This is a genomic window from Campylobacter showae (assembly GCF_004803815.1).
GTDB lineage: Bacteria > Campylobacterota > Campylobacteria > Campylobacterales > Campylobacteraceae > Campylobacter_A > Campylobacter_A showae.
Genome location: NZ_CP012544.1, coordinates 213,875 through 232,638 on the forward strand (window position 1 = coordinate 213,875; position 18,764 = coordinate 232,638).

At 45.8% G+C, this 18,764-nt stretch carries 25 protein-coding genes; 3 read left to right on the forward strand and 22 right to left on the reverse strand.

What is annotated here, in order from left to right; translation table 11 throughout:
• Window positions 1-72: 72 nt before the first annotated feature.
• The 22 genes from CSHOW_RS10365 to mqnP form a co-directional block, all read right to left on the reverse strand.
• Window positions 73-699, reverse strand: coding sequence for a hypothetical protein (locus CSHOW_RS10365; protein ID WP_236844700.1), 627 nt, complete (start codon window positions 697-699; stop codon window positions 73-75).
• Window positions 700-904: 205 nt separating this feature from the next.
• Entirely contained in the window at window positions 905-1,399 is a 495-nt protein-coding gene (locus tag CSHOW_RS10370; RefSeq protein WP_236844701.1) for an ankyrin repeat domain-containing protein, read from the reverse strand.
• 217 nt (window positions 1,400-1,616) lie between these two features.
• Window positions 1,617-2,555 (reverse strand): NAD(P)/FAD-dependent oxidoreductase, encoded by a 939-nt coding sequence (locus tag CSHOW_RS01060; protein ID WP_002947165.1) that lies wholly within the window; start codon window positions 2,553-2,555, stop codon window positions 1,617-1,619.
• A 10-nt stretch (window positions 2,556-2,565) separates the two neighbouring features.
• On the reverse strand, window positions 2,566-3,015 hold the full coding sequence (locus tag CSHOW_RS01065; RefSeq protein WP_002947166.1) for a hypothetical protein: 450 nt from the start codon (window positions 3,013-3,015) through the stop codon (window positions 2,566-2,568).
• A complete protein-coding gene (gene trxA, locus CSHOW_RS01070; protein WP_002947168.1) occupies window positions 3,015-3,329 on the reverse strand; it encodes a thioredoxin in 315 nt (104 codons plus the stop codon). The genes CSHOW_RS01065 and trxA overlap by 1 nt, the downstream gene beginning before the upstream one ends.
• A 70-nt stretch (window positions 3,330-3,399) precedes the next feature.
• Window positions 3,400-3,738: a YraN family protein gene (locus CSHOW_RS01075; protein ID WP_002947170.1), complete on the reverse strand. Its 339-nt coding sequence runs from the start codon at window positions 3,736-3,738 to the stop codon at window positions 3,400-3,402.
• A 3-nt stretch (window positions 3,739-3,741) separates the two neighbouring features.
• The gene (locus tag CSHOW_RS01080) at window positions 3,742-5,004 is read right to left on the reverse strand and encodes a homoserine dehydrogenase (protein ID WP_002947172.1); all 1,263 of its coding nucleotides are present in this window, start codon (window positions 5,002-5,004) and stop codon (window positions 3,742-3,744) included.
• A complete protein-coding gene (locus CSHOW_RS01085; protein ID WP_002947174.1) occupies window positions 5,001-6,209 on the reverse strand; it encodes an LL-diaminopimelate aminotransferase in 1,209 nt (402 codons plus the stop codon). Before CSHOW_RS01085 ends, CSHOW_RS01080 begins: the two co-directional genes overlap by 4 nt.
• A gap of 10 nt (window positions 6,210-6,219) precedes the next feature.
• The gene (locus CSHOW_RS01090) at window positions 6,220-7,017 is read right to left on the reverse strand and encodes a hypothetical protein (protein ID WP_002947176.1); all 798 of its coding nucleotides are present in this window, start codon (window positions 7,015-7,017) and stop codon (window positions 6,220-6,222) included.
• Window positions 7,011-8,036 carry a helix-turn-helix domain-containing protein gene (locus CSHOW_RS01095; RefSeq protein ID WP_002947178.1) on the reverse strand — a complete coding sequence of 342 codons (1,026 nt, stop codon included), beginning with the start codon at window positions 8,034-8,036 and terminating at the stop codon, window positions 7,011-7,013. Before CSHOW_RS01095 ends, CSHOW_RS01090 begins: the two co-directional genes overlap by 7 nt.
• Window positions 8,029-8,709 (reverse strand): 23S rRNA (guanosine(2251)-2'-O)-methyltransferase RlmB, encoded by a 681-nt coding sequence (gene rlmB, locus CSHOW_RS01100; RefSeq protein ID WP_002947180.1) that lies wholly within the window; start codon window positions 8,707-8,709, stop codon window positions 8,029-8,031. Before rlmB ends, CSHOW_RS01095 begins: the two co-directional genes overlap by 8 nt.
• Before the next feature lie 82 nt (window positions 8,710-8,791).
• Entirely contained in the window at window positions 8,792-9,604 is an 813-nt protein-coding gene (rsmI, locus tag CSHOW_RS01105) for a 16S rRNA (cytidine(1402)-2'-O)-methyltransferase (protein WP_002947182.1), read from the reverse strand.
• A gap of 4 nt (window positions 9,605-9,608) precedes the next feature.
• Entirely contained in the window at window positions 9,609-9,809 is a 201-nt protein-coding gene (rpmE, locus tag CSHOW_RS01110; protein ID WP_002947184.1) for a 50S ribosomal protein L31, read from the reverse strand.
• 83 nt (window positions 9,810-9,892) lie between these two features.
• Complete coding sequence (locus CSHOW_RS01115) at window positions 9,893-10,549, reverse strand: 16S rRNA (uracil(1498)-N(3))-methyltransferase (RefSeq protein WP_002947185.1); 657 nt, start codon at window positions 10,547-10,549, stop codon at window positions 9,893-9,895.
• The gene (locus CSHOW_RS01120; RefSeq protein WP_002947186.1) at window positions 10,546-10,959 is read right to left on the reverse strand and encodes a hypothetical protein; all 414 of its coding nucleotides are present in this window, start codon (window positions 10,957-10,959) and stop codon (window positions 10,546-10,548) included. The genes CSHOW_RS01115 and CSHOW_RS01120 overlap by 4 nt, the downstream gene beginning before the upstream one ends.
• Window positions 10,956-11,138, reverse strand: coding sequence for a hypothetical protein (locus CSHOW_RS01125; protein ID WP_002947188.1), 183 nt, complete (start codon window positions 11,136-11,138; stop codon window positions 10,956-10,958). Before CSHOW_RS01125 ends, CSHOW_RS01120 begins: the two co-directional genes overlap by 4 nt.
• Window positions 11,139-11,143: 5 nt before the next feature.
• Window positions 11,144-11,725, reverse strand: a complete 582-nt coding sequence (locus CSHOW_RS01130; RefSeq protein ID WP_002947190.1) for a 6-pyruvoyl trahydropterin synthase family protein — start codon at window positions 11,723-11,725, stop codon at window positions 11,144-11,146.
• Between the two features lie 60 nt (window positions 11,726-11,785).
• Complete coding sequence (locus CSHOW_RS01135) at window positions 11,786-12,550, reverse strand: 7-carboxy-7-deazaguanine synthase QueE (protein WP_002947192.1); 765 nt, start codon at window positions 12,548-12,550, stop codon at window positions 11,786-11,788.
• 195 nt (window positions 12,551-12,745) lie between these two features.
• Window positions 12,746-13,714 (reverse strand): GTP 3',8-cyclase MoaA, encoded by a 969-nt coding sequence (gene moaA, locus CSHOW_RS01140; protein ID WP_002947193.1) that lies wholly within the window; start codon window positions 13,712-13,714, stop codon window positions 12,746-12,748.
• 140 nt (window positions 13,715-13,854) lie between these two features.
• Window positions 13,855-14,367 carry a DUF6115 domain-containing protein gene (locus CSHOW_RS01145; protein WP_002947194.1) on the reverse strand — a complete coding sequence of 171 codons (513 nt, stop codon included), beginning with the start codon at window positions 14,365-14,367 and terminating at the stop codon, window positions 13,855-13,857.
• Entirely contained in the window at window positions 14,360-14,878 is a 519-nt protein-coding gene (locus CSHOW_RS01150) for a hypothetical protein (protein ID WP_002947195.1), read from the reverse strand. The genes CSHOW_RS01145 and CSHOW_RS01150 overlap by 8 nt, the downstream gene beginning before the upstream one ends.
• Window positions 14,875-15,741 (reverse strand): menaquinone biosynthesis prenyltransferase MqnP, encoded by an 867-nt coding sequence (gene mqnP / locus CSHOW_RS01155; RefSeq protein WP_002947196.1) that lies wholly within the window; start codon window positions 15,739-15,741, stop codon window positions 14,875-14,877. Before mqnP ends, CSHOW_RS01150 begins: the two co-directional genes overlap by 4 nt.
• 90 nt (window positions 15,742-15,831) lie before the next feature.
• Between mqnP and miaA the strand changes: the two genes are divergently transcribed.
• The 3 genes from miaA (at window position 15,832) to fabZ (ending at window position 18,761) form a co-directional block, all read left to right on the forward strand.
• The gene (gene miaA / locus CSHOW_RS01160; protein WP_002947197.1) at window positions 15,832-16,722 is read left to right on the forward strand and encodes a tRNA (adenosine(37)-N6)-dimethylallyltransferase MiaA; all 891 of its coding nucleotides are present in this window, start codon (window positions 15,832-15,834) and stop codon (window positions 16,720-16,722) included.
• A gap of 379 nt (window positions 16,723-17,101) precedes the next feature.
• Window positions 17,102-18,178: an epoxyqueuosine reductase QueH gene (locus CSHOW_RS01165; protein WP_002947199.1), complete on the forward strand. Its 1,077-nt coding sequence runs from the start codon at window positions 17,102-17,104 to the stop codon at window positions 18,176-18,178.
• 136 nt (window positions 18,179-18,314) lie between these two features.
• Window positions 18,315-18,761, forward strand: a complete 447-nt coding sequence (gene fabZ, locus CSHOW_RS01170) for a 3-hydroxyacyl-ACP dehydratase FabZ (RefSeq protein ID WP_002947206.1) — start codon at window positions 18,315-18,317, stop codon at window positions 18,759-18,761.
• The last annotated feature ends 3 nt before the right edge of the window (window positions 18,762-18,764 follow it).

The window sequence follows — 18,764 nt, forward strand, 5'->3', positions numbered from 1 at the left end:
GCCAAATGGAATTTGAGTTAAACTCGCTCAAATTTAACTCAAATTTTCGCTGACGTTTTTGTTCCCTTTTATCTATTTGCTTTGTAAATTTGAGTTTGAGTCTGATTGGCTTCGGTTGCCATCTACGTAAATCACCTGAGCCATGCCGCTTTCGGCTCTACCTATAGCGCTATTGATCCCATCTTGCTTTTCCATTTCGTTTGCCCATTTTATGAAAGCCCTAATATCTTTAAACGTAGCATTTTCGTCGGGGCAAAAATGTGAATGAAAATTTATTTGATTGTCAAATCTTTTTATTCGTTTCGGGTCTATCGGCTGTGGTTTGTATTGTAAAAGACCTTCATGATATAAGCACTCGGTACATAAGTGCTCATATTTCTTGTTTTTGCGTAACTTCGCTTCGCCTTCTTCGTCTATACCTTTATTCATTTTATAGATATAGTTTTCTTTATAATCAATCAATCCCTTGCGCTTTTTATAGCACTCCTCATACGCCTTCTTTAGCTCCTCTTTAGTAGGTTGCCCTACGACGCCATGCTTTAAAAGAAGCTCTAGCATGGGTTCGTAGTTTGGGTAGTTTTGCAGCGCCACGTATAAAGAGCGTAGAAAGGTTGAATTTTCATCCCTTATGCCGGCAAATAAAGACGGCGTTTCTTTAAGTTTTGGTCTATATCCGCTAGCAAGGACTATATCAGCCATTTCGACATAGTTATGCCATACTATATACCTCATGGGGTTATTTGCGTCTTTGGATTCTTTATTGACTTGGTAATTATCTCGAAATACTATCTTTACGTCGTCTCCGTCTATGATAAGCTTTTCGATGTTGTTATAAAACGGAGGATATATTTAGTATTGCACCGTCTTTACTTCATCAAATTTAACCCCGCTATCAAGTAGCAGCTTAGCGGGTCTTTGTAGAGTTATTTTCTATGGCGTAGGCCAGGGGCGAGAGACCGAAATTATCCTTTTGTCTGATATTTGCTCCTAGTTTTATAAACTCTTTTGTGGTGTTTTCATCGTCAAAAAAGCTTGAATACATTATCGGCGTAGTACCGTAGATGAGCTTGTGCTCTACGCTGATGTTGTTGTCTTGCATAAATTTTAAAATTTGATCCGTTTGCTTTGATTTTAAAAGTTTGCGGAAATTTTCAGCAAATGCGTCGTCTTTTATCTGCTTATCTATATCCCAGTATCTAAAAGCAAAATCGTCTATCTCCTCTTGCGTTACGTATTTGCTTAGCTCTGAGCCTGGGATTATTTTAGTGTCGGCGGTAACGACGAAGCGAGTGGGCGAGCTAAATTTAGAAAACAGTCCGTACTTATCCGCCAAAAGATAAAGTCCTAAAAACAGCGCGGCGTATAAAATAGTTTTAAATATTTTCAGCAAGTCGTGCAAATTTGATCCTTTTGCTTTATTAAATTTGCGAAATCTTAGCCAAATGGCGGTTAAATTTGAGTGAAATTTGGGGACAGGGGATTTGGAAAATGCGGAAAAATTAAATCAAGGCAAATTTGGCTAAATTTGAAAGGATAAGGCAAAACTCGGTAAATTTGAAAAATTTGAAGTAAAAAGAGAAAATTTAGCCGAAAAACTCGGCTAAATTTGAGAAATCTTAGTGTAGACTCTCGATGTAGCTAAGCGCGCTAAGGGCCGCTACGGCGCCGTCTCCTGCGGCTACGATGACTTGTTTTGGCGCGTCTTTTCTGATGTCGCCCGCGGCAAATAGTCCAGGCACGCTAGTTTGCATCTTTAGATCGACGCCCACTTGGCCGCCTGCCTCCATATCGCACAAAAACTCGCCGTTTTCTTGGCGGAGGACGTCGTTGTTTACGTTAAGCCCGACAAATACGAAAACGCCAGGCACTTTTAGGTCGCGCTCGCCCTCTTTTGTGTTTATGATTAGACCGGCAAGTCCTGATTTATCGCCGTAAGCTTGCTTGATCGTGGCGCTCGTGATAAACTCGATCTTGGCGTTAGCGCGAGCCTTTTCTAGCGTGACGGGTGCTGCGCGAAACTCGTCTCTGCGGTGGATGATGTAGACGCGAGAGCAGATGTTGGCTAGATATAGAGCCTCCTCGATCGCCGTGTCGCCGCCGCCTAGAACCGCGACTTCTTTGTTTTTATAGAAAAATCCGTCGCAAGTCGCGCACGTGCTCACGCCTCTGCCGAAAAACTCGTCTTCGCCCGCAAAGCCTGCGCGGCGCGGAGTGGAGCCGGTGGCTACGATGACTGCTTTGGCCTGCTCTTCTTTGCCGCCTTCAAGCTTGACGGTGAAGCTGCCGTCGACGTTTTTTACCACGCGCTCTACGCCCGCCATCTCGTGCTTTAACCCAAAATGCGTGCACTGCGCGACCCACGTACTCATGAAGTCGATGCCGCTCTCGCCGGGCGCTTTTTGACCGGGATAGTTTTCTATCTCGGAGCTGCTCGTAATCTGGCCGCCGGGCATTCCTTTTTCAAACATTACGACGTTTTTTAGTCCGCCGCGAGTGGCGTAAAGTCCCGCGCTAAGTCCGGCAGGACCGCCTCCGATGATCGCTAAATCTAACATATTTTTTCCTTTAAATTTTATTTATTTTAGAATCTTGTTTATAAATGCCGCCCTTTTGCGCCTTTAGCTCCACGCTTGCGGGCAAAGACGTGATATTTAGGACGTGCATCAGCTTTAAAATCGTATTTATATCCGAAGCGACGAAATTTATATTTCCATCGCTAGGCGCGCGTTTTTGGAGCAAGTCCACGGCGACGATTTTTAAATCCTTGCTTGAAGTTTTTAAAATTTCCTTCCAATTTGATTGGTTGGAGCTAAAAACCACGAGTAAAAATTTATCGTCTTGCGGTGCGAAAATTTGAGCCTGCTCGTAAAAAACCAGCTCGTTAAAATTTACGAATTTATACTGCGAAAATCTGTAATTATTGTAAGCAAATACGCCTGCTACCAGCGCTGCACCTATAAAGGACGCAAAAACGGAGGTGAGAGGAAGCAGGCTTCCTCCTCGTCTAAAAACCATTAAAGAAGCGAATTTATCTTATCGGCGATGGCTTGTTTTGATTGCGCGCCAACCATTTGCTCTACGACTTCGCCGTTTTTGAAAAATAGAAGCGTAGGGATCGAGCGGATGCCAAATTCTACGGCTAGGTCTTGTACCTCGTCGGTGTTTACTTTGCAAATTTTAGCTTTGCCCTCAAACTCCTCAGCTAGCTCGTCGATAACCGGAGCAAGCATACGGCAAGGTCCGCACCAAGGTGCCCAAAAATCTACTAGCGCGACACCCTCTTTAACGACGTCAAAATTCGCAGTCGTTAGTTCTATGTATTTTCCCATTTTATTCTCCCTTTTAAAGATAGTTGTAATTATACACGAAAGTATTTAAATTTTAGCTAAATAAGAATTTTTACAAACTAATATTTTCTATCCACTTTATCTCGCTCTTTTTTATTGCGATCAAATCGACCTGAAAATCGGCATTTGCACCGTTTTGTAGCAAATAAAAGTCGATAGTTTTTAAAATTTTATTAAATTTAGCGGGCGTGAGGCGATACTCGGCCTCATAGTCGCCCTGCGTGGCTTTGATTTCAACAAAGCGTAAGATGCCGTCTTTTTTAGCGATAACGTCGATCTCGCCGAATTTGGAGCTAAAATTTCTAGCGAGTATCTCGCAGCCGTTTTTTAGCAAAAACTCGCAAGCTAGATCCTCCGAGCTCTTGCCGAAAATATACGCCTTAAGCCCCAAATTTTACTCTTCTATCCTCATCATAAAAGGTTTTTCTTTTACAAACTCTTGCTCTTGCAAAATTTCCATAGTGCGCCTTACGTCCTTTTCCACGCTTGTGTGCGTCGTGAAAAATAGCGTTGCATACGGGCTCTCGTCCTTCGGTTTTTGCAGCAGGCTATCGATAGAGAGGTTGTTTTCGCTCATTAAATTCGTGATTTTAGCTAGCACGCCAACCTTGTCCTCGACCCTGAGCCTAAAATAATATTTCGTGCGAATTTCGCTCGGATCTAAAAGCTCAAGCGCGTTTAGCTCAAACGGCGCTTTGTAGCCTAGCATCGGTGATTTGCCGTCTCTGGCGATATCGATGAGGTCGCTGATGACCGAGCTCGCCGTCGCAGGACCGCCCGCACCAGGACCGTAAAACATCGTCTCGCCGACTGCGTCGCCCACTACGCTTACTGCATTTGTCACGCCGTCAGTTTTGGCTATCATTTTATCTTTTGGCACGAGTGCAGGATGCACGCGCAGCTCGACCTTCTCGCCGGTTTTTTTGGCGATAGCGAGCAGCTTAATAACATACTCGAAATCGTTAGCAAAAAAGATATCCTCGGGCGTGATGCCTTCGATACCTTCTATCAGGATGTCTTCTGGGTTGCCGTGCACACCGTATGCAATGCTAGCCAGGATCAGTAGCTTGTGCGCCGCGTCAAAGCCTCCGACGTCAAAGGTCGGATCGGCCTCGGCGTAGCCTAGCTCTTGTGCTTTTTTTAGTGCGTCAGCGAAATTTGAGCCCTTGCTCATCATCGAGGTTAGGATGTAGTTGCTCGTGCCGTTTAAAATCCCGTTGATACTTAGGATGTGGTTTGCGCTAAGGCCCTCGCGAAGGGCTCTGATGATAGGTATGCCGCCCGCGACACTAGCCTCGAAGCCAAACGGCGTGTTTTGCGCCAAATTTTGCAGGGCGTAGCGGTGGTAGGCTAGTAGCGCCTTGTTTGCCGTCACGACGGCTTTTTTGCGCTCTAAAATTTGACTGACGACCCTAAAGGGCTCCTCGACGCCGCCCATGAGCTCGACGAAAACGTCGATATCGTCGCGCTTTATGACGCTATCTATGTCGTCCGTGAGCAGGATGGCGGCGTCTCTTTTTTTATTTAAATTTCTAACGACGCCGATAACCGGGACTATCTCCTCGCCGCATCTTGCCGCGATTAGTTTTTTGTTTTGGAGTAAAATTTTAGCTACGGCTTCTCCGACCGTGCCGACGCCTAAAATGGCTATATTCATGCAAATTCTTTCAGATATTTTTTAACGTTTCGCGCCGCTTGGCGGATACGATTTTCGTTCTCGATGAGAGCGAGGCGTACGTAGTCGTTGCCACCCTCGCCAAAACCGATACCCGGGCTCACCGCGACACTAGCTTTTGTTAAAAGCTGCTTTGAAAACTCGAGACTACCGATGTTTCCAACTTGCGGCGGGATTTTTGCCCAGATAAACATACTTGAGCTTGGTTTATGCATCTCCCAGCCTGCACTTGCAAAGGCTTCAAGCATTACGTCGCGGCGTTTTTCGTAAATTTGACGGATCTCCTCGACGCAGCTTTGATCGCCGTCTAGCGCAACGGTTGCTGAGACTTGGATCGGAGTAAACATACCGTAATCGACCCATGATTTTATCTTTTTAAGAGCTGCGCAAAGACGCTTGTTTCCACATAAAAATCCGACGCGCCAGCCCGCCATATTGTAGCTTTTCGATAGCGTGTAGCACTCGACGGCAACGTCTTTTGCGCCTTCTACCTCAAAGATGCTCGGCGTCTTGTATCCGTCAAACGTGAGGTCCGCGTAGGCGATGTCCGAGATCACGTAAAAGCGCTCTTGTTTACTCATCGCGACTAGCCGCTCGTAGAAGCTCTTTTGCACGGTTACGGTCGTAGGATTGTGCGGGAAATTTACGACGACGTATTTAGGTCTCGGCGAGCTTGAGCGGATCGTGTGAAGCAGGTCTTCGAAAAATTTATTTTCGTCAAGTTCAAATTTGTCGTTGTACTTTAGCGGCATCTTCGCCACGCTACCGCCGGCGAATAAAAACGCCTGCGTGTGGATCGGATATGCGGGATCCGGCACTACGGCGACGTCGCCCGGGTTTATCACGGCCTGAGCTAGGTGCACGAAGCCCTCTTTGCTACCCATAACCGCGACGGCCTCGGTATCGGGGTCTAAATTTACGCCGTATTTGCGCTTGTACCAGTTGCAGATGGCTAGGCGAAGTTTGTAGATGCCGGCACTTGCCGAGTAGCCGTGGGTTTTGTCTTTTTGCGCGCTTTCGCAGAGTTTATCGACGATGTGCTGAGGCGTGCGACCCTCCGGGTTTCCCATCGAAAAGTCGATGATATCTTCGCCCGCTCGGCGCGCGGCCATTTTTATGGCGTTTACCTCGGCAAATACGTAGTTTGGAAGTCTTTCAATCGTATTAAATCTAATCTCGTCAAACATAAATTTCTCCTTATTCTAGGTAGATTTTGAGTCCCCGTTTGATATTTTCTAGGCTAACCGCATCATCGATCATTATGTATTTTGCATTTTGAGGGAGCGATACTTTTAGGCTATTTACGGGCTTGCTAGTTTGCTTTTCGTCAAGCAAATTTAAATTTTTATCTAAAATTCTCACGACGGCGGACCAACGATCCTCTGCGCTAGCGCTTATCGTCGCGCTCTTTGCGCCGCTAATGTCGATGAGATAGGGTTCGAGCGGCTTTGAGAGCTGAACTTCTTGCGAAAACTGCACCGGAGTTTGGTTTATAGAGGAATTTGACGCGTCGATGACGTACTCGTAGGATAGCTCGCCTGGTCTGTTGATGTCCGTTATCTCGGTGCCGCTTTCTTTAAGCGCGGCGTAGAGCGAGCCGGGATCTGGGATAAATTTGGTATCGATCGTCACGCCCCAAAGAGCGCCGCCGGCGTTAGAAAATTCGCTCGTTAGGATGTTGTTGTAGCCAAGGCCGTTGAGAGCGTCTTTGGCGATTTTCATGATTAGTAGCGGGTTGTTTTGGCGCGAGATAAACTTGATATTTACCTTGACGTTTTGCTTGTAGGATAGGCGTAGGAGCGAATTTGACTTTAAAACGTTTGAAATTTTAGCGATATCGGGCTTGCCGTTTGCGTTTAGATATGCAGAGCCGTCGCCAAAGAGCTGAGTTGCTTTTGCGCTATTTTGACCCAGCAAGCCGCCTGCTATATCCACCACGCTGCCCGCAAGGCAAAAAGCCGCGCTAGCAGTCAAAACTAAAAGCTTTTTTACCACGATTTGCCCTTATTTAGTGCTACAAATTCGTCGTATGTGAGCGGCGTAACTTTATCTTTTTCGACCAAAAAGCGCTTTGGATTATCGCCGCTAAATTTGATATTTTGATCGCCGATTTCTAAATTTATCTCTCCGTGTCCTGTGACGATGAGTTGTTTTTTGCCTATTTCAATGGAAACGGCATTTGAGGCATTTTGAGATTTCTTTTTGTTGTCGTCCAAATTTATCACGCCAAGCCAAACTTTTCTGCGCGGAACGACTTTTATCTCGCTTAGTCCGTTTAGTTGGTATACATCGCCGCTTTTAGGCGTTACTTGGACTGCGGTGGATGCATTTTCGTCGGCCAAATTTGAAACCTGTTCATTCTGTAAATTTTTACTGACGTTTTGCTCTGCGGGTTTTGATTGCGTACTTGTAGAAACCGCCACATTAAACTCTGGCAAGGGTTGCTCTACTTGGGTAACGGCAAAATTTGAAGCGTTCTCTTCGATTTTATTTATCTCGTCTTCTTGTTTAGGGGCAGAGGAGACACTTATCGTGATATTTGCGTCTTTGATGGAGTCTAAATTTTTAGTCGCCTGTTGCACTACGTTTGTATCGGAGTAAGTCACGCTTTTGTTTTTGTCCTCAAAGAAACTCGAGAGGTCGCCGATGTATTTTTGGGGCTCGAAAAAGTAAATTAAAGCGCCGATCGCGCAAATAGCGATGATGCCACCCAGCATACCGCCATAAGACGATTTATCGTTTGCGGTATAGGCCGGAATTTTAGGCGATATGGTTATGGTTTTGTGCTTTAACTCGCTCTCGTGCTCGGCTATGAACGTCTCGTATTCTCGCATCCACGACGTAAAGTCGATATCAAGCTCGCGCTCCAGAATTTTAACAAAACCCTTGACGTTAAAACGTGCCAACTTTTCAAAATTTTTATCGGCAATGTAACCTAGATATTCTGCCTCGATGTGCGTTCTTCTGGCGACCTCGCTAAGCCCTAATTCTTTTAGCAAACTTATGTCATTCATTTATAATCCTATCGCAAAGTATAGCAAACGCAGCCGAGACGTTTAGGCTGTCCCAGTCGTTCTTCATTTTTATTCCTACTATTTCGTCGCTTTTGGCAAGGACTTTTTTGTGTAAGCCTTCGCCCTCGCTGCCCATCACGAGTGCTACTTTTTGATCAAATTTGACCTCATGAGCGTTTTTGCCGCCGCTTGCCGTGGCGTAAATTTTAAAACCGACCTGTTTTAGTTCGTTTAGCAAGCTAAGACCGTCTTCGACAAGAGCTATATTTGCCTCGTAGGCCGCTCCGCTACTAGCTCGCAGTACGCCTTCCATCGCCAAATTTTTAGCGACGACAACGATACCTCCGCAGCCCAGCGCATGCGCCGTTCGGACGATGGCTCCGATATTTCCCACGTCGCTAAGTCCGTATAAAACCGCTATAAAATTTTGTTTTTTTATCTCGTCGATACTTTTAAACTCAAACTCTTCAACTTCGGCTAAAAAGCCTTGGTGATTGCCGCCGTGTGCGAGAGCTTGGGCTTTTTGATTATCCACGCGCTTTATCGGCGCGCCGACGCCTACGATCTGCGAAAATAGCGCCTTGTCGCACTCTTTGGCGAGATAGACCGTTTTGACGCTTTTTTTGTAGTTTTTTATGATGTGCAAAAATAGCTGTTTTCCGTATATTATCATCGCCTGATAATAGCTAAAAATCGGTAAAATTTAGCTAAATTTTCGGATGAATTCGCTGTTTGTTTGAGTCTGCGAGCAAGTTTTAGCGGGTGAGCTCGGAGTAAATTTCTTTGGCGTTTCGACCTGTGATTTTGGCTAGCAGTTTAGACTTGGCTTTGGGCGAAATTTCAAGTTCCAAAATATCGTTTTGAGTGATTTTCTCAAAGGTAAAATTTGGATTTTTCTGCACGACTACGCACCACTCGCCGCTTAAATTTGCCTCTTGTAGCTTTTGTGCGAGTTCGCTTGCCGTGGCTCTAAATTTGGTTTCAAATTTTTTCGTCGCCTCTTTTATGGCAAAGATTTCTCTATTTGGTTCAAGCTTGGCAAAGTCTAAAATGAGCGAAAGTATGCGTTTTGGACTTTCGTAAATAACTGTGGGAAACGGCGAATTTAGCGCATTTTGCACCGCTACGGCTCGCTCTTTGCCGTTGTTTGGTAAAAATCCTAGAAAGCAAAATTCTTTTTCGCAAAGACCGCTAGCGACGACAGCTAAAAGCGCGGCATTTGAACCGCTTAATACTTCATACGCGATACCTTTTTTTATAGCAAAATTTACGAGTGCAGCTCCCGGATCGCTGATGCCCGGCATACCCGCATCGCTTAAAAATGCGACGTTTTTATCAAAAATTTCAAGCTCGATTTTGGATAAAATTTCATCTTCGTTATGCGTGTGTAGAGGAATAAGTTTTTGTATATTTATATTTGCGTCAAAACGCGTATTTAACAGGTTTATGAGGGATTTTGCGATTCTGGTATCTTCGCAAAAGAGTATCTCGCATTCGCGCAAAACGCTCAAAGCGCGAAGCGAGATATCGCTTAAATTTCCTATCGGCGTAGGAACGAAATATAGCAAAGGATTATTTTAAGTTATATTTTTTCTTAAATTTATCGACGCGGCCCGCGCTATCTACGATCTTTTCGCTGCCCGTGAAAAACGGATGGCACTCTGAGCAGATGTCCACTCTGATCTCGTTTTTGTTTGACTTCGTAGTGAAGGTGTTGCCGCAAGCGCAAGTTACTTTGCACTCAACAAATTCCGGATGAATTTCTTTTTTCATTTTTTGTCCTTTTATCGTCTGATTTTTTAATTTTCATTTAAAGTAAGGCGAGATTATACAAAAAACTTCGTAAAAAATCAAATTTAAATCAAAATTTTGGCCGCTATGCCTAAAATCGCCGTTTGCGAGCGCAAAATATTTTTTGCTCTCAGTCCGTATTTTTTCGCGACGGCTTCTCGCTCGCTCTGGCTAAATCCACCCTCGGGCCCGATCGCTAAAATTTCTTTGCCCGCATAGCCGTCTAGATTTTCGCCCTCAAAGTCGATAAGAGCGACGTTTGGATAAAATTTGACCAGCTCGTCCAGGCTTTTATAAATTTCAAATTTCATCAAATCGTTTCGTCCGCACTGCTCGCACGAGCTTATCAAAATGCGTTCTAGGCGCGAAAAATCAAGCTTAAAGTTTTTTTGCGAAAATTCGCCGTAAAAAAAGACGATTTTAGCTACACCCATTTCATTTAGGCCAGGCAGCGTTTTTTCGATCGTTTTTGGATCGACGACGGCCCAGGCTAGCGTTAGATCGCTATTTCGTGCTTCCACGTCGTGCGAAAATATCAAATTTAGCTCCGCGCCTCTTTTGTCTAAATTTACGATTTCATAGATGTGGTTTTGTCCGTCGGTCAAATTTCGCACGTCGATGCGCTCGCCAAGTTTTGCGCGCCGCGCCTTTAGGTGCAAAAACGCCTCGCCATCAAGCCTAATTTGCTCGTTTTTTGCCTCTTTTGAATATAAAAATTTCATCTCACCCCGCTTGCAATTAGTATCAAAACAAAATCGGCCGCGATTTTTAGGCGCATTTTGACTCTAAAGGCGGCGAAATTTTTAGTTTTCATCGCCGTTTTTAGCTGCTTAAACTCCATCGCCCCAAGCCCGATAAGCAGCGTCCAAACCGCGATCATTACGAGAGCCTTGAGGCCCAGATAAAAGTAAAAAACGCTCATCAAAAGTAGCCCCGTAAGCATCATCGCGGCCAAAAACGCGTAGTAGGTAGGCAAAAACAGTCTGATGCGTTTAGCGTAGGCTGGCGAGTTTATGCCGAAATTTATCAGGCAAAAGTGCGCCGCGACTAAGGCCAAAAGCGCAAAGGCAAGCTCGATGTGGATGTAGCGCGCCAGCTCGTAGAGCTCTGATAGATGCTCGTTAAATTTCATTTTTCGGGCACCGGCTCTGGCGGCATATTTTCGTCAATACTTACGTTTGCGTCGCTTTGCGCGATAGGTACGTCGCTAGGCACCGTGCCGCCAAGATCCAGCGACGCGGGCTCCTTTTTCTCCTCGCAACCGCCAAAAAACAGCGCCGCCAGCGTCAAAATCGCAAAAATTTTCCTCATTTGCGCTAGACCTCCTTTGGATTTACTATTTTTTTGCCTAGCTTGATTTTCTCAAACAACTCCTCATCCTCCCACTCGGCTCTAACGCCCTCGGAAAAGACGATCTCGTTCAAATTTACCTCGCCCATTTTGGCGTTATACGCATCCTCTCTGAAGCACTGCGCATAGCCCGTGTCGGTCTCGTGGACGATGACGCTGTGAAGCTTCACTTCACGCTCGCCGTTTTGCATTTGAGTAGTTTTCAAAAGCCTATCGATCATCACGAAAAATATCCTACAAAACTGCTCTGCGGAGGGATTTAGCGGGATCTCGATCCAGCGCGCGGAGTGCTTTTTGAGGTCGTTTTTGTACTCGGCTCCGTCGCCACTAAATATCGTCGTGCAGTGATCAAAGCTATCGATGATGCAGCCGATGTCACGCTTCATCAGGCCAAAGTCATACACCATCCCCGCGTTATCGAGAAAATTTGACTCAAGTAAAATTTCAGCCTTGTAAGAGTGCCCGTGGATACTGGTTTTGCAGCGTCTCGAGCTACAAAATCTAACGATATGGGCATTTTCAAATTTAAACATTTTTCTTATTATCATCTTAGCTCCGTTTATTAAATTTGCGTTTTGTGCCGTAAAGATGCGGGCTAAATTTACGCTTTAAACTCCTTCTTTTGCACCCCAAAGCCTGATGTGCAGGCGATCGGAATAGTTAAAACCGTGCTTGATCGCAAACTGCGCAACGGATAGGGCGTTTTGTTCGAGGCTTATTTTATCATAACCTTGCGGCATACAAAAGACTTCCGCGTCGCAAAGCTCTAAAATACGCGAAATTTGCGCTATCGCCGAGCCGTCTTCCGCGCTTTTTTTATCTAGGACGAATTTATAAAAACTACCTGCGGAGTTTTGTTTTATGGCTTTTAGCGCGACCTGATTTATGCGTCTAGCCTCACTCTCGCCGCTGTTTTCGAGTTTGACGCTGACGGCAAATCGGCATTTTTTATAAATCTCAAATTTGCCGAAATCCACCTCGATAGTGCCGTTCGTCTCAAAATGCGCCTCGTAGCCCTCGCTAGTCGCAAAATTTAAAAAATCTAGCAAAATTTGATTTTTGTGATGTAGTAGCGGTTCGCCGCCCGTGATGACGACGATGGGTTTGCGGCGTAAATTTGCGCTCAAATTTTGAATGATTTTTATAAGTTCGTCGGCACGGGTGATTTTTTGATACGAAAAATGTCCCGTAAAAACTGCGCGAATCGTATCGCAGCCTGTTAGCGTCTCGCCGGTTTTAGGAGAAACGGTCCGCACTCCAAAGCCTGCGCAGTTTAGATTGCAGCCCGCAAATCGCAAGAAAATCGCCAAACGGCCGCTGCTTGCGCCTTCGCCTTGTATGCTCAAAAAACTCTCGACTAGGTTTAAACTCAAATTTCGCCTTTTAATTTTGGTCGATTATAGCAAAATTTGAAGGGTAGTTTTATGGAGTTAGGCGGATTTTACGTTAAATTTGAGCTGGTTTTGATAAAAACGGCGATAAATTTACGGATAAAAATAAAGAGCGGTTAAATTTTGATAAAAGCAGGCCAAACCCACGTCAAATTTGACGTAAATTTAGCCAGAATTTCAGCCGCCCGTTTGATAAAAGGCGCGGCTTGAGGTCTCGTTTTGAGCGCCGATCGCCCATTTGTTTTCTTTGGGCTTGTTTTGCAACACTTGTCGCAAGATCTCGCTAGCGCCCGCGATATCGCCCTTTCTAACGGCATCTTTTATACTCATCGCATCCTCGAAATATAAGCACGGGATGAGATGTCCCTCGGCCGTGAGGCGTATGCGGTTGCAGCTCTCGCAAAAGTCGTGTTTGTGCGGGTCGATGATACCAAAAGTATAGCCATCCTCTAGTCTGTAGATGCTGGCTGGGCCGGTCGGGATCTTTTCGGCCGCTTCAAAGCGATATTTTTTTGCTATAACGTCCAAAATTTCAGCCGATTTCATGCCTTTTAGCTCGCCCGTCGCGTGAATGTTTTCCATGTACTCGATAAAGCGAATTTGACAGCCCATAGAGCGCGCAAACTCTAGCAAAGATACGATCTCATCGTCGTTTACGCCTCTTAGCGCGACGGTATTTAGCTTGACTTTTAGTCCGGCTTCAAGCGCAGCGTCAAGGCCCGCTAAAACCTCATGTAGGACGCTTTTTTGCGCGAGAAATTTAGCTTTTTCTGTTTTTAGGCTATCAAGCGACATATTTATGCGCTTTAAACCCGCATTTTTTAGGGCTTTTGCGTAGTGTTTGAGCATAAAGCCGTTTGTCGTGATAGCTAGATCGACGTCTGGGCTGTGCTCGTTTATCATCGCGATAAATTTGTCCAAGTCCTTGCGCAGTAGCGGTTCACCGCCCGTTATGCGGATCTTTTTTACGCCTTCGTCTAGGCAGACTTTGACAAATAAAAACAGCTCTTCAAAGCTCAGTAAATTTTCTCTCGGTTCCCAGCTAAACGGAGTTTTAGGCATGCAGTATTTGCATCTAAAGTTACATCTTTGCGTGACAGAAATACGCAGATAATCAACAGTTCTTCCGTGTCCGTCTATTAACATTATTTCGCCCTTAATTTTATCAAAAAGAATTGTTTTTGATTTGGTTAAAAGGCATTATAGGAAGTTAAGCTTTAAAATTTTTTAAAATTTGCGTATGAAAATAATGTTATTTTTTTATATTTCGCGCCTAGCTTTTAACACTATATTAGCTCTCGTAGTTTTAGCGTCAGCTCGACCTTGCCGACGCCTACGCACAGCTCTTTTGCGATGCTTTCGACGCTTTTGCCTTCGCTATACATCTGCACTATGCGCTTTTCGTCGTCCTCGCCGTTTGGAGCGGAGATCTTGCTAATGCTTTTGGTGCGCTCTTCAAGCGTAAATAACCTATCTTGCTGCTGGCTTTGAAAGTTATCTATCGAGCTTTCGATGCCTTGGAGCGTGTTTATTATCGGGGTTATTTTTTGATTGATTTTTTCATTTAAACGCTGTTCGAGGTTGCTTTCTAGCTGCACTACGTCAAATTCGGCAGGCTCGCTTTGGCTAAAATTTGCAACCTGTTTTTTTACGGCGTGAAGCTCTTGTATTAGGCTTTCGATCGCCTTTTCGTATCTTGAAAATTTCCTTGCCGCCTCTAGATCTTTTATAAAAACCAGCACGAAAAGCACCGTCAAAATCAGCCCGAAAATTACAAATATTATCAAATCGTTACTCATCGTTCATCTCCTTTAGTTCTCTTATCATTGCGCGCTCTCTAGCCGTCACGTAGCCGTTGTAGTCGCTTTCGTCACTCTCGTTTATGCGTGTGATTTTGGCGGTTTTTTCATCTAGCGCTTCAAAAAATATCGCCACGTCTCGCTTTGGGAAAATAGGCATAAAAATGCGTCCGTAATAGCCGACGCCTTCTTTAAATTTAGCCTCTTTTATCCTAAAATTTTCAAAATTTATCCCGTCCAGCGCGCTAGATTGCGCAAGCTCGAGTTTTATGAATTTTTCATTTTTTATGTAGGCGTTTAGGTCGTCGAATTTACGATGAAGCTCGACAAGTAGCGTCAGTATCACCTGATCACTTTCCTTCGTGTCGCCCTTTGCTTTGGCTCGCTTCATCCACGCTCCCAGCGGATCGTCCTCGTTGCCGCTTAGTTTGTCGAATTCGCGCAAAAACTCGCTCTCGCGCCCGCCCACTTCCTCAAAAACTATGTCTAAATTTGCCGGAACCAGTCTCATAAGCTAGCCCAAACGAAAACGAAAAAAAGTATGCCCAGATAGCCGTTTAGCGTGAAAAACGCACGGTCGATCTTACTAAAATCTCGCCTAACGATGCGGTGTTCGGCCACTAAGATACCCCCGCAGAGCAAAATGCCCACATATGCCGCCGCGCCAAGCCCCCCAGCCCACGCAAAAAGTAGCCAAAAGATCACGGCCGTGGCGTGAAATATCGCCGAGATAAACATCGTAGCCTTTTCGCCGTAAACGCTAGGTATGCTAAAAAGCCCGTGCTCGCGGTCAAATTCGATATCCTGAAGCGAATAAAGCAGGTCAAATCCCGCCACCCAAAACATCACGCCAAGGCAGAGCAGCACGCTAAAAAGCGGTATCTTGCCCGTAATGGCGACAGCTCCGGCGATGGGCGCAAGACCTAGCGAGAGGCCAAGGACTAGGTGCGCTAGCTCGCTAAAACGCTTAAAAAGCGAATATCCGCCAAGTACGGCCAGGATCGGAAAGCTCAGCCAAAACGCAAGATCGTTTACGAGATAGGCGACAAGCACGAAGATAGCGGCGTTTGCCGCGATAAAAATCTGCAAATTCGTCTTGCCGATACGCCCGTCCACGCTTGGGCGATTTGCCGTGCGCGGGTTTAGTTTGTCGATGTCCTCGTCCTTGTAGCGGTTAAAAGCCATCGCGAAATTTCGCGCCGAAACCGCGCAAAGAACGCCCACAATAAGCAATTTCCAGCCAAACCAAGCCGAGCCGTTTACCTGCGCGCTCGCCGTTATCATCGCGGTAAATATAAAAGGCAGCGCGAAAATCGAGTGCTTAAAGACGATTAGTTCGTTAATATCTTTTAAAATATTTATAAATTTTTGCATAATCTTCCTGAAATTTTTGCTTTATTTTATCTTATAAAAGCGTAAATTGTGATAAAATTTGAGCAGATTCACGAATTTTAAGGCATTTTTATGAAAGAACTCGCCATCATCGGCACCACGGCTAGCGGAAAAACGGCGCTCGCGCTAAAGCTCGCAAGCGAATTTAACGGAGTGATTCTGAGTCTTGATTCGCTTTGCGTTTATAAATTTATCGATATCGCAAGCGCCAAGCCCAGCGCAGCCGAGCTAGCCTCGGTGCCGCATTTTGGGGTAAATTTGCTGATGCCGGATGAGCATTTTGACGTCGGTATGTTTTTTGAGGTTTATAAAACAGCTCGCGAATTTGCGCAAAAAAACGGCAAAAACTTATTTATAACGGGCGGCAGCGGATTTTATCTAAAGGCGCTTTTGTCGGGTCTCACGCCCAAATTTGAGCGCGTAGAAAGCGGCCTAAGCAACGCTCAAATTTATGAGCTAGTTTCAAGCCTCGATCCCGAATTTGCCGCCAAATTTAGCGCAAACGATACCTACCGCTTGCAAAAGTGGTTTGATATCCACTCATTTTTGCGCTCTAGCGGGCGCGATGATGTCGTGAGCGCGTATCTGCGCGAAAATACCCTAGCCCCCGTCGCGTCAAATTTGGCGATTTTCGAGCTTAGCTGGGATAGGGACGAGCTAAGAGCGCGCATCAAAGAGCGCACTAGGGCGATGTTCGAGCAGGGTTTACTGGATGAGGCGCGGGAGCTGTTTGCACGGTATCCACAGCGACCAAAGCCGCTAAACTCGGTCGGCCTAAAAGAGTGCGGCGAGTTTTTGCGAGGCAAGATCAAAACCCAGGCCGAGCTAGAGGAGCTCATCTGCACGCACACGGCGCAGCTGGCTAAGCGTCAGCGGACGTTTAATGGATCGCAGTTTGAGGGTAAATTTGGCGGCAGTGTCGGGGAGTGTGAAGAGAAAATAATAGAATTTTTGAGTGATTGATTCTGATTTGCGGCTTGTCTCTTGCGCGCCTTTAAATGAGCTAGAAATTTCCTCCCTCGATGAACTGAATGTTCTATCTTCGGTCGAAAATTTCGTCGCAACATTTAAATTCATCGCAAGATACTTCGCCTTATCGTTTTACGTTCAAGTTTATAAATTTGAGTCGTCGAGACCCGCACCTTGAAAATTCTAAAATTTATAACCACTCAACTTTAATCAAATTTGCAGTTAAATTTAGTAAAATCGGCAAAAATATTCAAGACAAAATAGGCGTAGTTTAAATAAATTTTTCTTGCCCGCAAAGGAGCGGACTGGCCGTCTGTGACTGCGGCGGGTATAGAAAAATTTATTCTAAAATCCGTCGTTTATGGGGATTATAATGTTAGTTCATATCTGCTGCTCCGTCGACAGCCACTATTTTTTGCAAAGATTACGCGCCGATCGTCCGCACGAGCGTCTCGTCGGCTATTTTTACGACCCCAACATCCACCCGTACAGCGAGTTTTTGATGAGATTTCGCGACGTAAAAAGAAGCTGCGAAAAGCTAGGCGTCGAGCTCATCTGCGGCGAATACGAATACGAGGCGTGGCTGGAGGGCGCAAAGGGCCTTGAAAACGAGCCTGAAAAGGGCAAGCGCTGTGCGTATTGCTTTGATTTTCGCGTGGGAAATTCGGCTCAAAAAGCGCGCGAACTAGGCGAAAAATCGATCACCACGACGCTGCTGATGAGCCCGAAAAAGGACTTCTCGCAGCTTGAATCCGCGCTAAATAAGGCTGCGGGGAAATACGGCCTTGAAACCTTTGCCGTGGACTACCGCGCTGGCGGCGGCACGAACGTGCAGTTTGAGCTTGCGAAAAAAGATAAACTCTATCATCAAAACTACTGCGGCTGTATTTTCGGGCTTAGCAAGCAGCGCGAGGCGCAAAAACTGCCGCTTAGCGAGCTGATGAGCGAGGTGGGCGGTCGCGTGATGCCGGGCGGCATCGAGGAACGGTTGGAGCTTTATGAAAAGGTGCGCGAGTGCGAGGAAAAGGGCGCGCCGTTTCACCTATCGCGCAAATATTTTCTAAACTACCGCCTACTACGCGCCTACGTCAAATTTGGAGGTGGCGTTGTACCGTCGCATTTTTTGTTCTACTCGCATTTTAAGCGCGAAAACGTCAAATTTAGCGTGAGCGAGGCGGCACAAATTTGCGACGAGCTGCGAGACGGCGTGACGCTGCTAAATTTAGCCAAATTTAACGAGCTTTCGGGCGAAAATTTCGCTAGCGTAAACGAGCTTTGTAGAGAGCCTATCGAAGTTTCGCGCGAGCTGGAAATCCGCCGCGAGCTGTGCGGAGAATTTAGCCAAAATCCTATAATCGTGCTGGATGAAATTCGCGCGGGCAGGTACGAAATCTACGCTAAAGACGAGCTTTATAACGATAGCCGCGAGGTTTTGGTAGCGCAAATTTGAGCTAAATTTAGCGCACTCGAGATAAAAGGCGGGCGCGAAAATTTAGCTGCTAAATTTTGCCCCGGCCAAATCAATAATCTTTTTCTTAGCAAAATTTGGCTAAAATCGGCTTTAAATTTTACTCACAAGGTTTAAAGTGATCGACATCGTTGAAATCCAAAAAATACTCCCGCACAGATATCCATTTCTGCTCATCGACCGAGTTACCGAGCTCGAGCCTGCCAAACACATCGTCGCGTATAAAAACGTCACGATCGGCGAGCCCGTATTTCAGGGGCACTTCCCCGGCCACCCGATATATCCCGGCGTGATGATCATCGAGGGTATGGCGCAGGCCGGCGGCGTGCTCGCGTTTAAGAGCATGAACGACGAGCATCAAGCAAACATCGAAAATAAAGTCGTTTATTTTATGAGCATCGACGGAGCGAAATTTCGCCATCCGATACGCCCTGGCGACAGGCTCGAATACCGCCTGGAGGTGCTAAAACACAAAGGCAACATCTGGGTGCTAAAAGGCGAAGCCTACGTAGACGGCACGCTATCGTGCGAAGCCGAGCTAAAAGCTATGATCGTAGATAAATAAGCG

What these genes read in the sequence shown, in the direction of transcription:
- CSHOW_RS10365 (WP_236844700.1), bottom strand. Translation starts at nt 699, where the DNA reads ATGGCTGATATAGTCCTTGCTAGCGGATATAGACCAAAACTTAAAGAA.
- CSHOW_RS01060 (WP_002947165.1), bottom strand. Translation starts at nt 2,555, where the DNA reads ATGTTAGATTTAGCGATCATCGGAGGCGGTCCTGCCGGACTTAGCGCG.
- CSHOW_RS01065 (WP_002947166.1), bottom strand. Translation starts at nt 3,015, where the DNA reads ATGGTTTTTAGACGAGGAGGAAGCCTGCTTCCTCTCACCTCCGTTTTT.
- trxA (WP_002947168.1), bottom strand. Translation starts at nt 3,329, where the DNA reads ATGGGAAAATACATAGAACTAACGACTGCGAATTTTGACGTCGTTAAA.
- CSHOW_RS01080 (WP_002947172.1), bottom strand. Translation starts at nt 5,004, where the DNA reads ATGAATATAGCCATTTTAGGCGTCGGCACGGTCGGAGAAGCCGTAGCT.
- CSHOW_RS01085 (WP_002947174.1), bottom strand. Translation starts at nt 6,209, where the DNA reads ATGTTTGACGAGATTAGATTTAATACGATTGAAAGACTTCCAAACTAC.
- CSHOW_RS01095 (WP_002947178.1), bottom strand. Translation starts at nt 8,036, where the DNA reads ATGAATGACATAAGTTTGCTAAAAGAATTAGGGCTTAGCGAGGTCGCC.
- rlmB (WP_002947180.1), bottom strand. Translation starts at nt 8,709, where the DNA reads ATGATAATATACGGAAAACAGCTATTTTTGCACATCATAAAAAACTAC.
- rpmE (WP_002947184.1), bottom strand. Translation starts at nt 9,809, where the DNA reads ATGAAAAAAGAAATTCATCCGGAATTTGTTGAGTGCAAAGTAACTTGC.
- CSHOW_RS01115 (WP_002947185.1), bottom strand. Translation starts at nt 10,549, where the DNA reads ATGAAATTTTTATATTCAAAAGAGGCAAAAAACGAGCAAATTAGGCTT.
- CSHOW_RS01120 (WP_002947186.1), bottom strand. Translation starts at nt 10,959, where the DNA reads ATGAAATTTAACGAGCATCTATCAGAGCTCTACGAGCTGGCGCGCTAC.
- CSHOW_RS01125 (WP_002947188.1), bottom strand. Translation starts at nt 11,138, where the DNA reads ATGAGGAAAATTTTTGCGATTTTGACGCTGGCGGCGCTGTTTTTTGGC.
- CSHOW_RS01130 (WP_002947190.1), bottom strand. Translation starts at nt 11,725, where the DNA reads ATGATAATAAGAAAAATGTTTAAATTTGAAAATGCCCATATCGTTAGA.
- moaA (WP_002947193.1), bottom strand. Translation starts at nt 13,714, where the DNA reads ATGTTAATAGACGGACACGGAAGAACTGTTGATTATCTGCGTATTTCT.
- CSHOW_RS01145 (WP_002947194.1), bottom strand. Translation starts at nt 14,367, where the DNA reads ATGAGTAACGATTTGATAATATTTGTAATTTTCGGGCTGATTTTGACG.
- CSHOW_RS01150 (WP_002947195.1), bottom strand. Translation starts at nt 14,878, where the DNA reads ATGAGACTGGTTCCGGCAAATTTAGACATAGTTTTTGAGGAAGTGGGC.
- mqnP (WP_002947196.1), bottom strand. Translation starts at nt 15,741, where the DNA reads ATGCAAAAATTTATAAATATTTTAAAAGATATTAACGAACTAATCGTC.
- miaA (WP_002947197.1), top strand. Translation starts at nt 15,832, where the DNA reads ATGAAAGAACTCGCCATCATCGGCACCACGGCTAGCGGAAAAACGGCG.
- CSHOW_RS01165 (WP_002947199.1), top strand. Translation starts at nt 17,102, where the DNA reads ATGTTAGTTCATATCTGCTGCTCCGTCGACAGCCACTATTTTTTGCAA.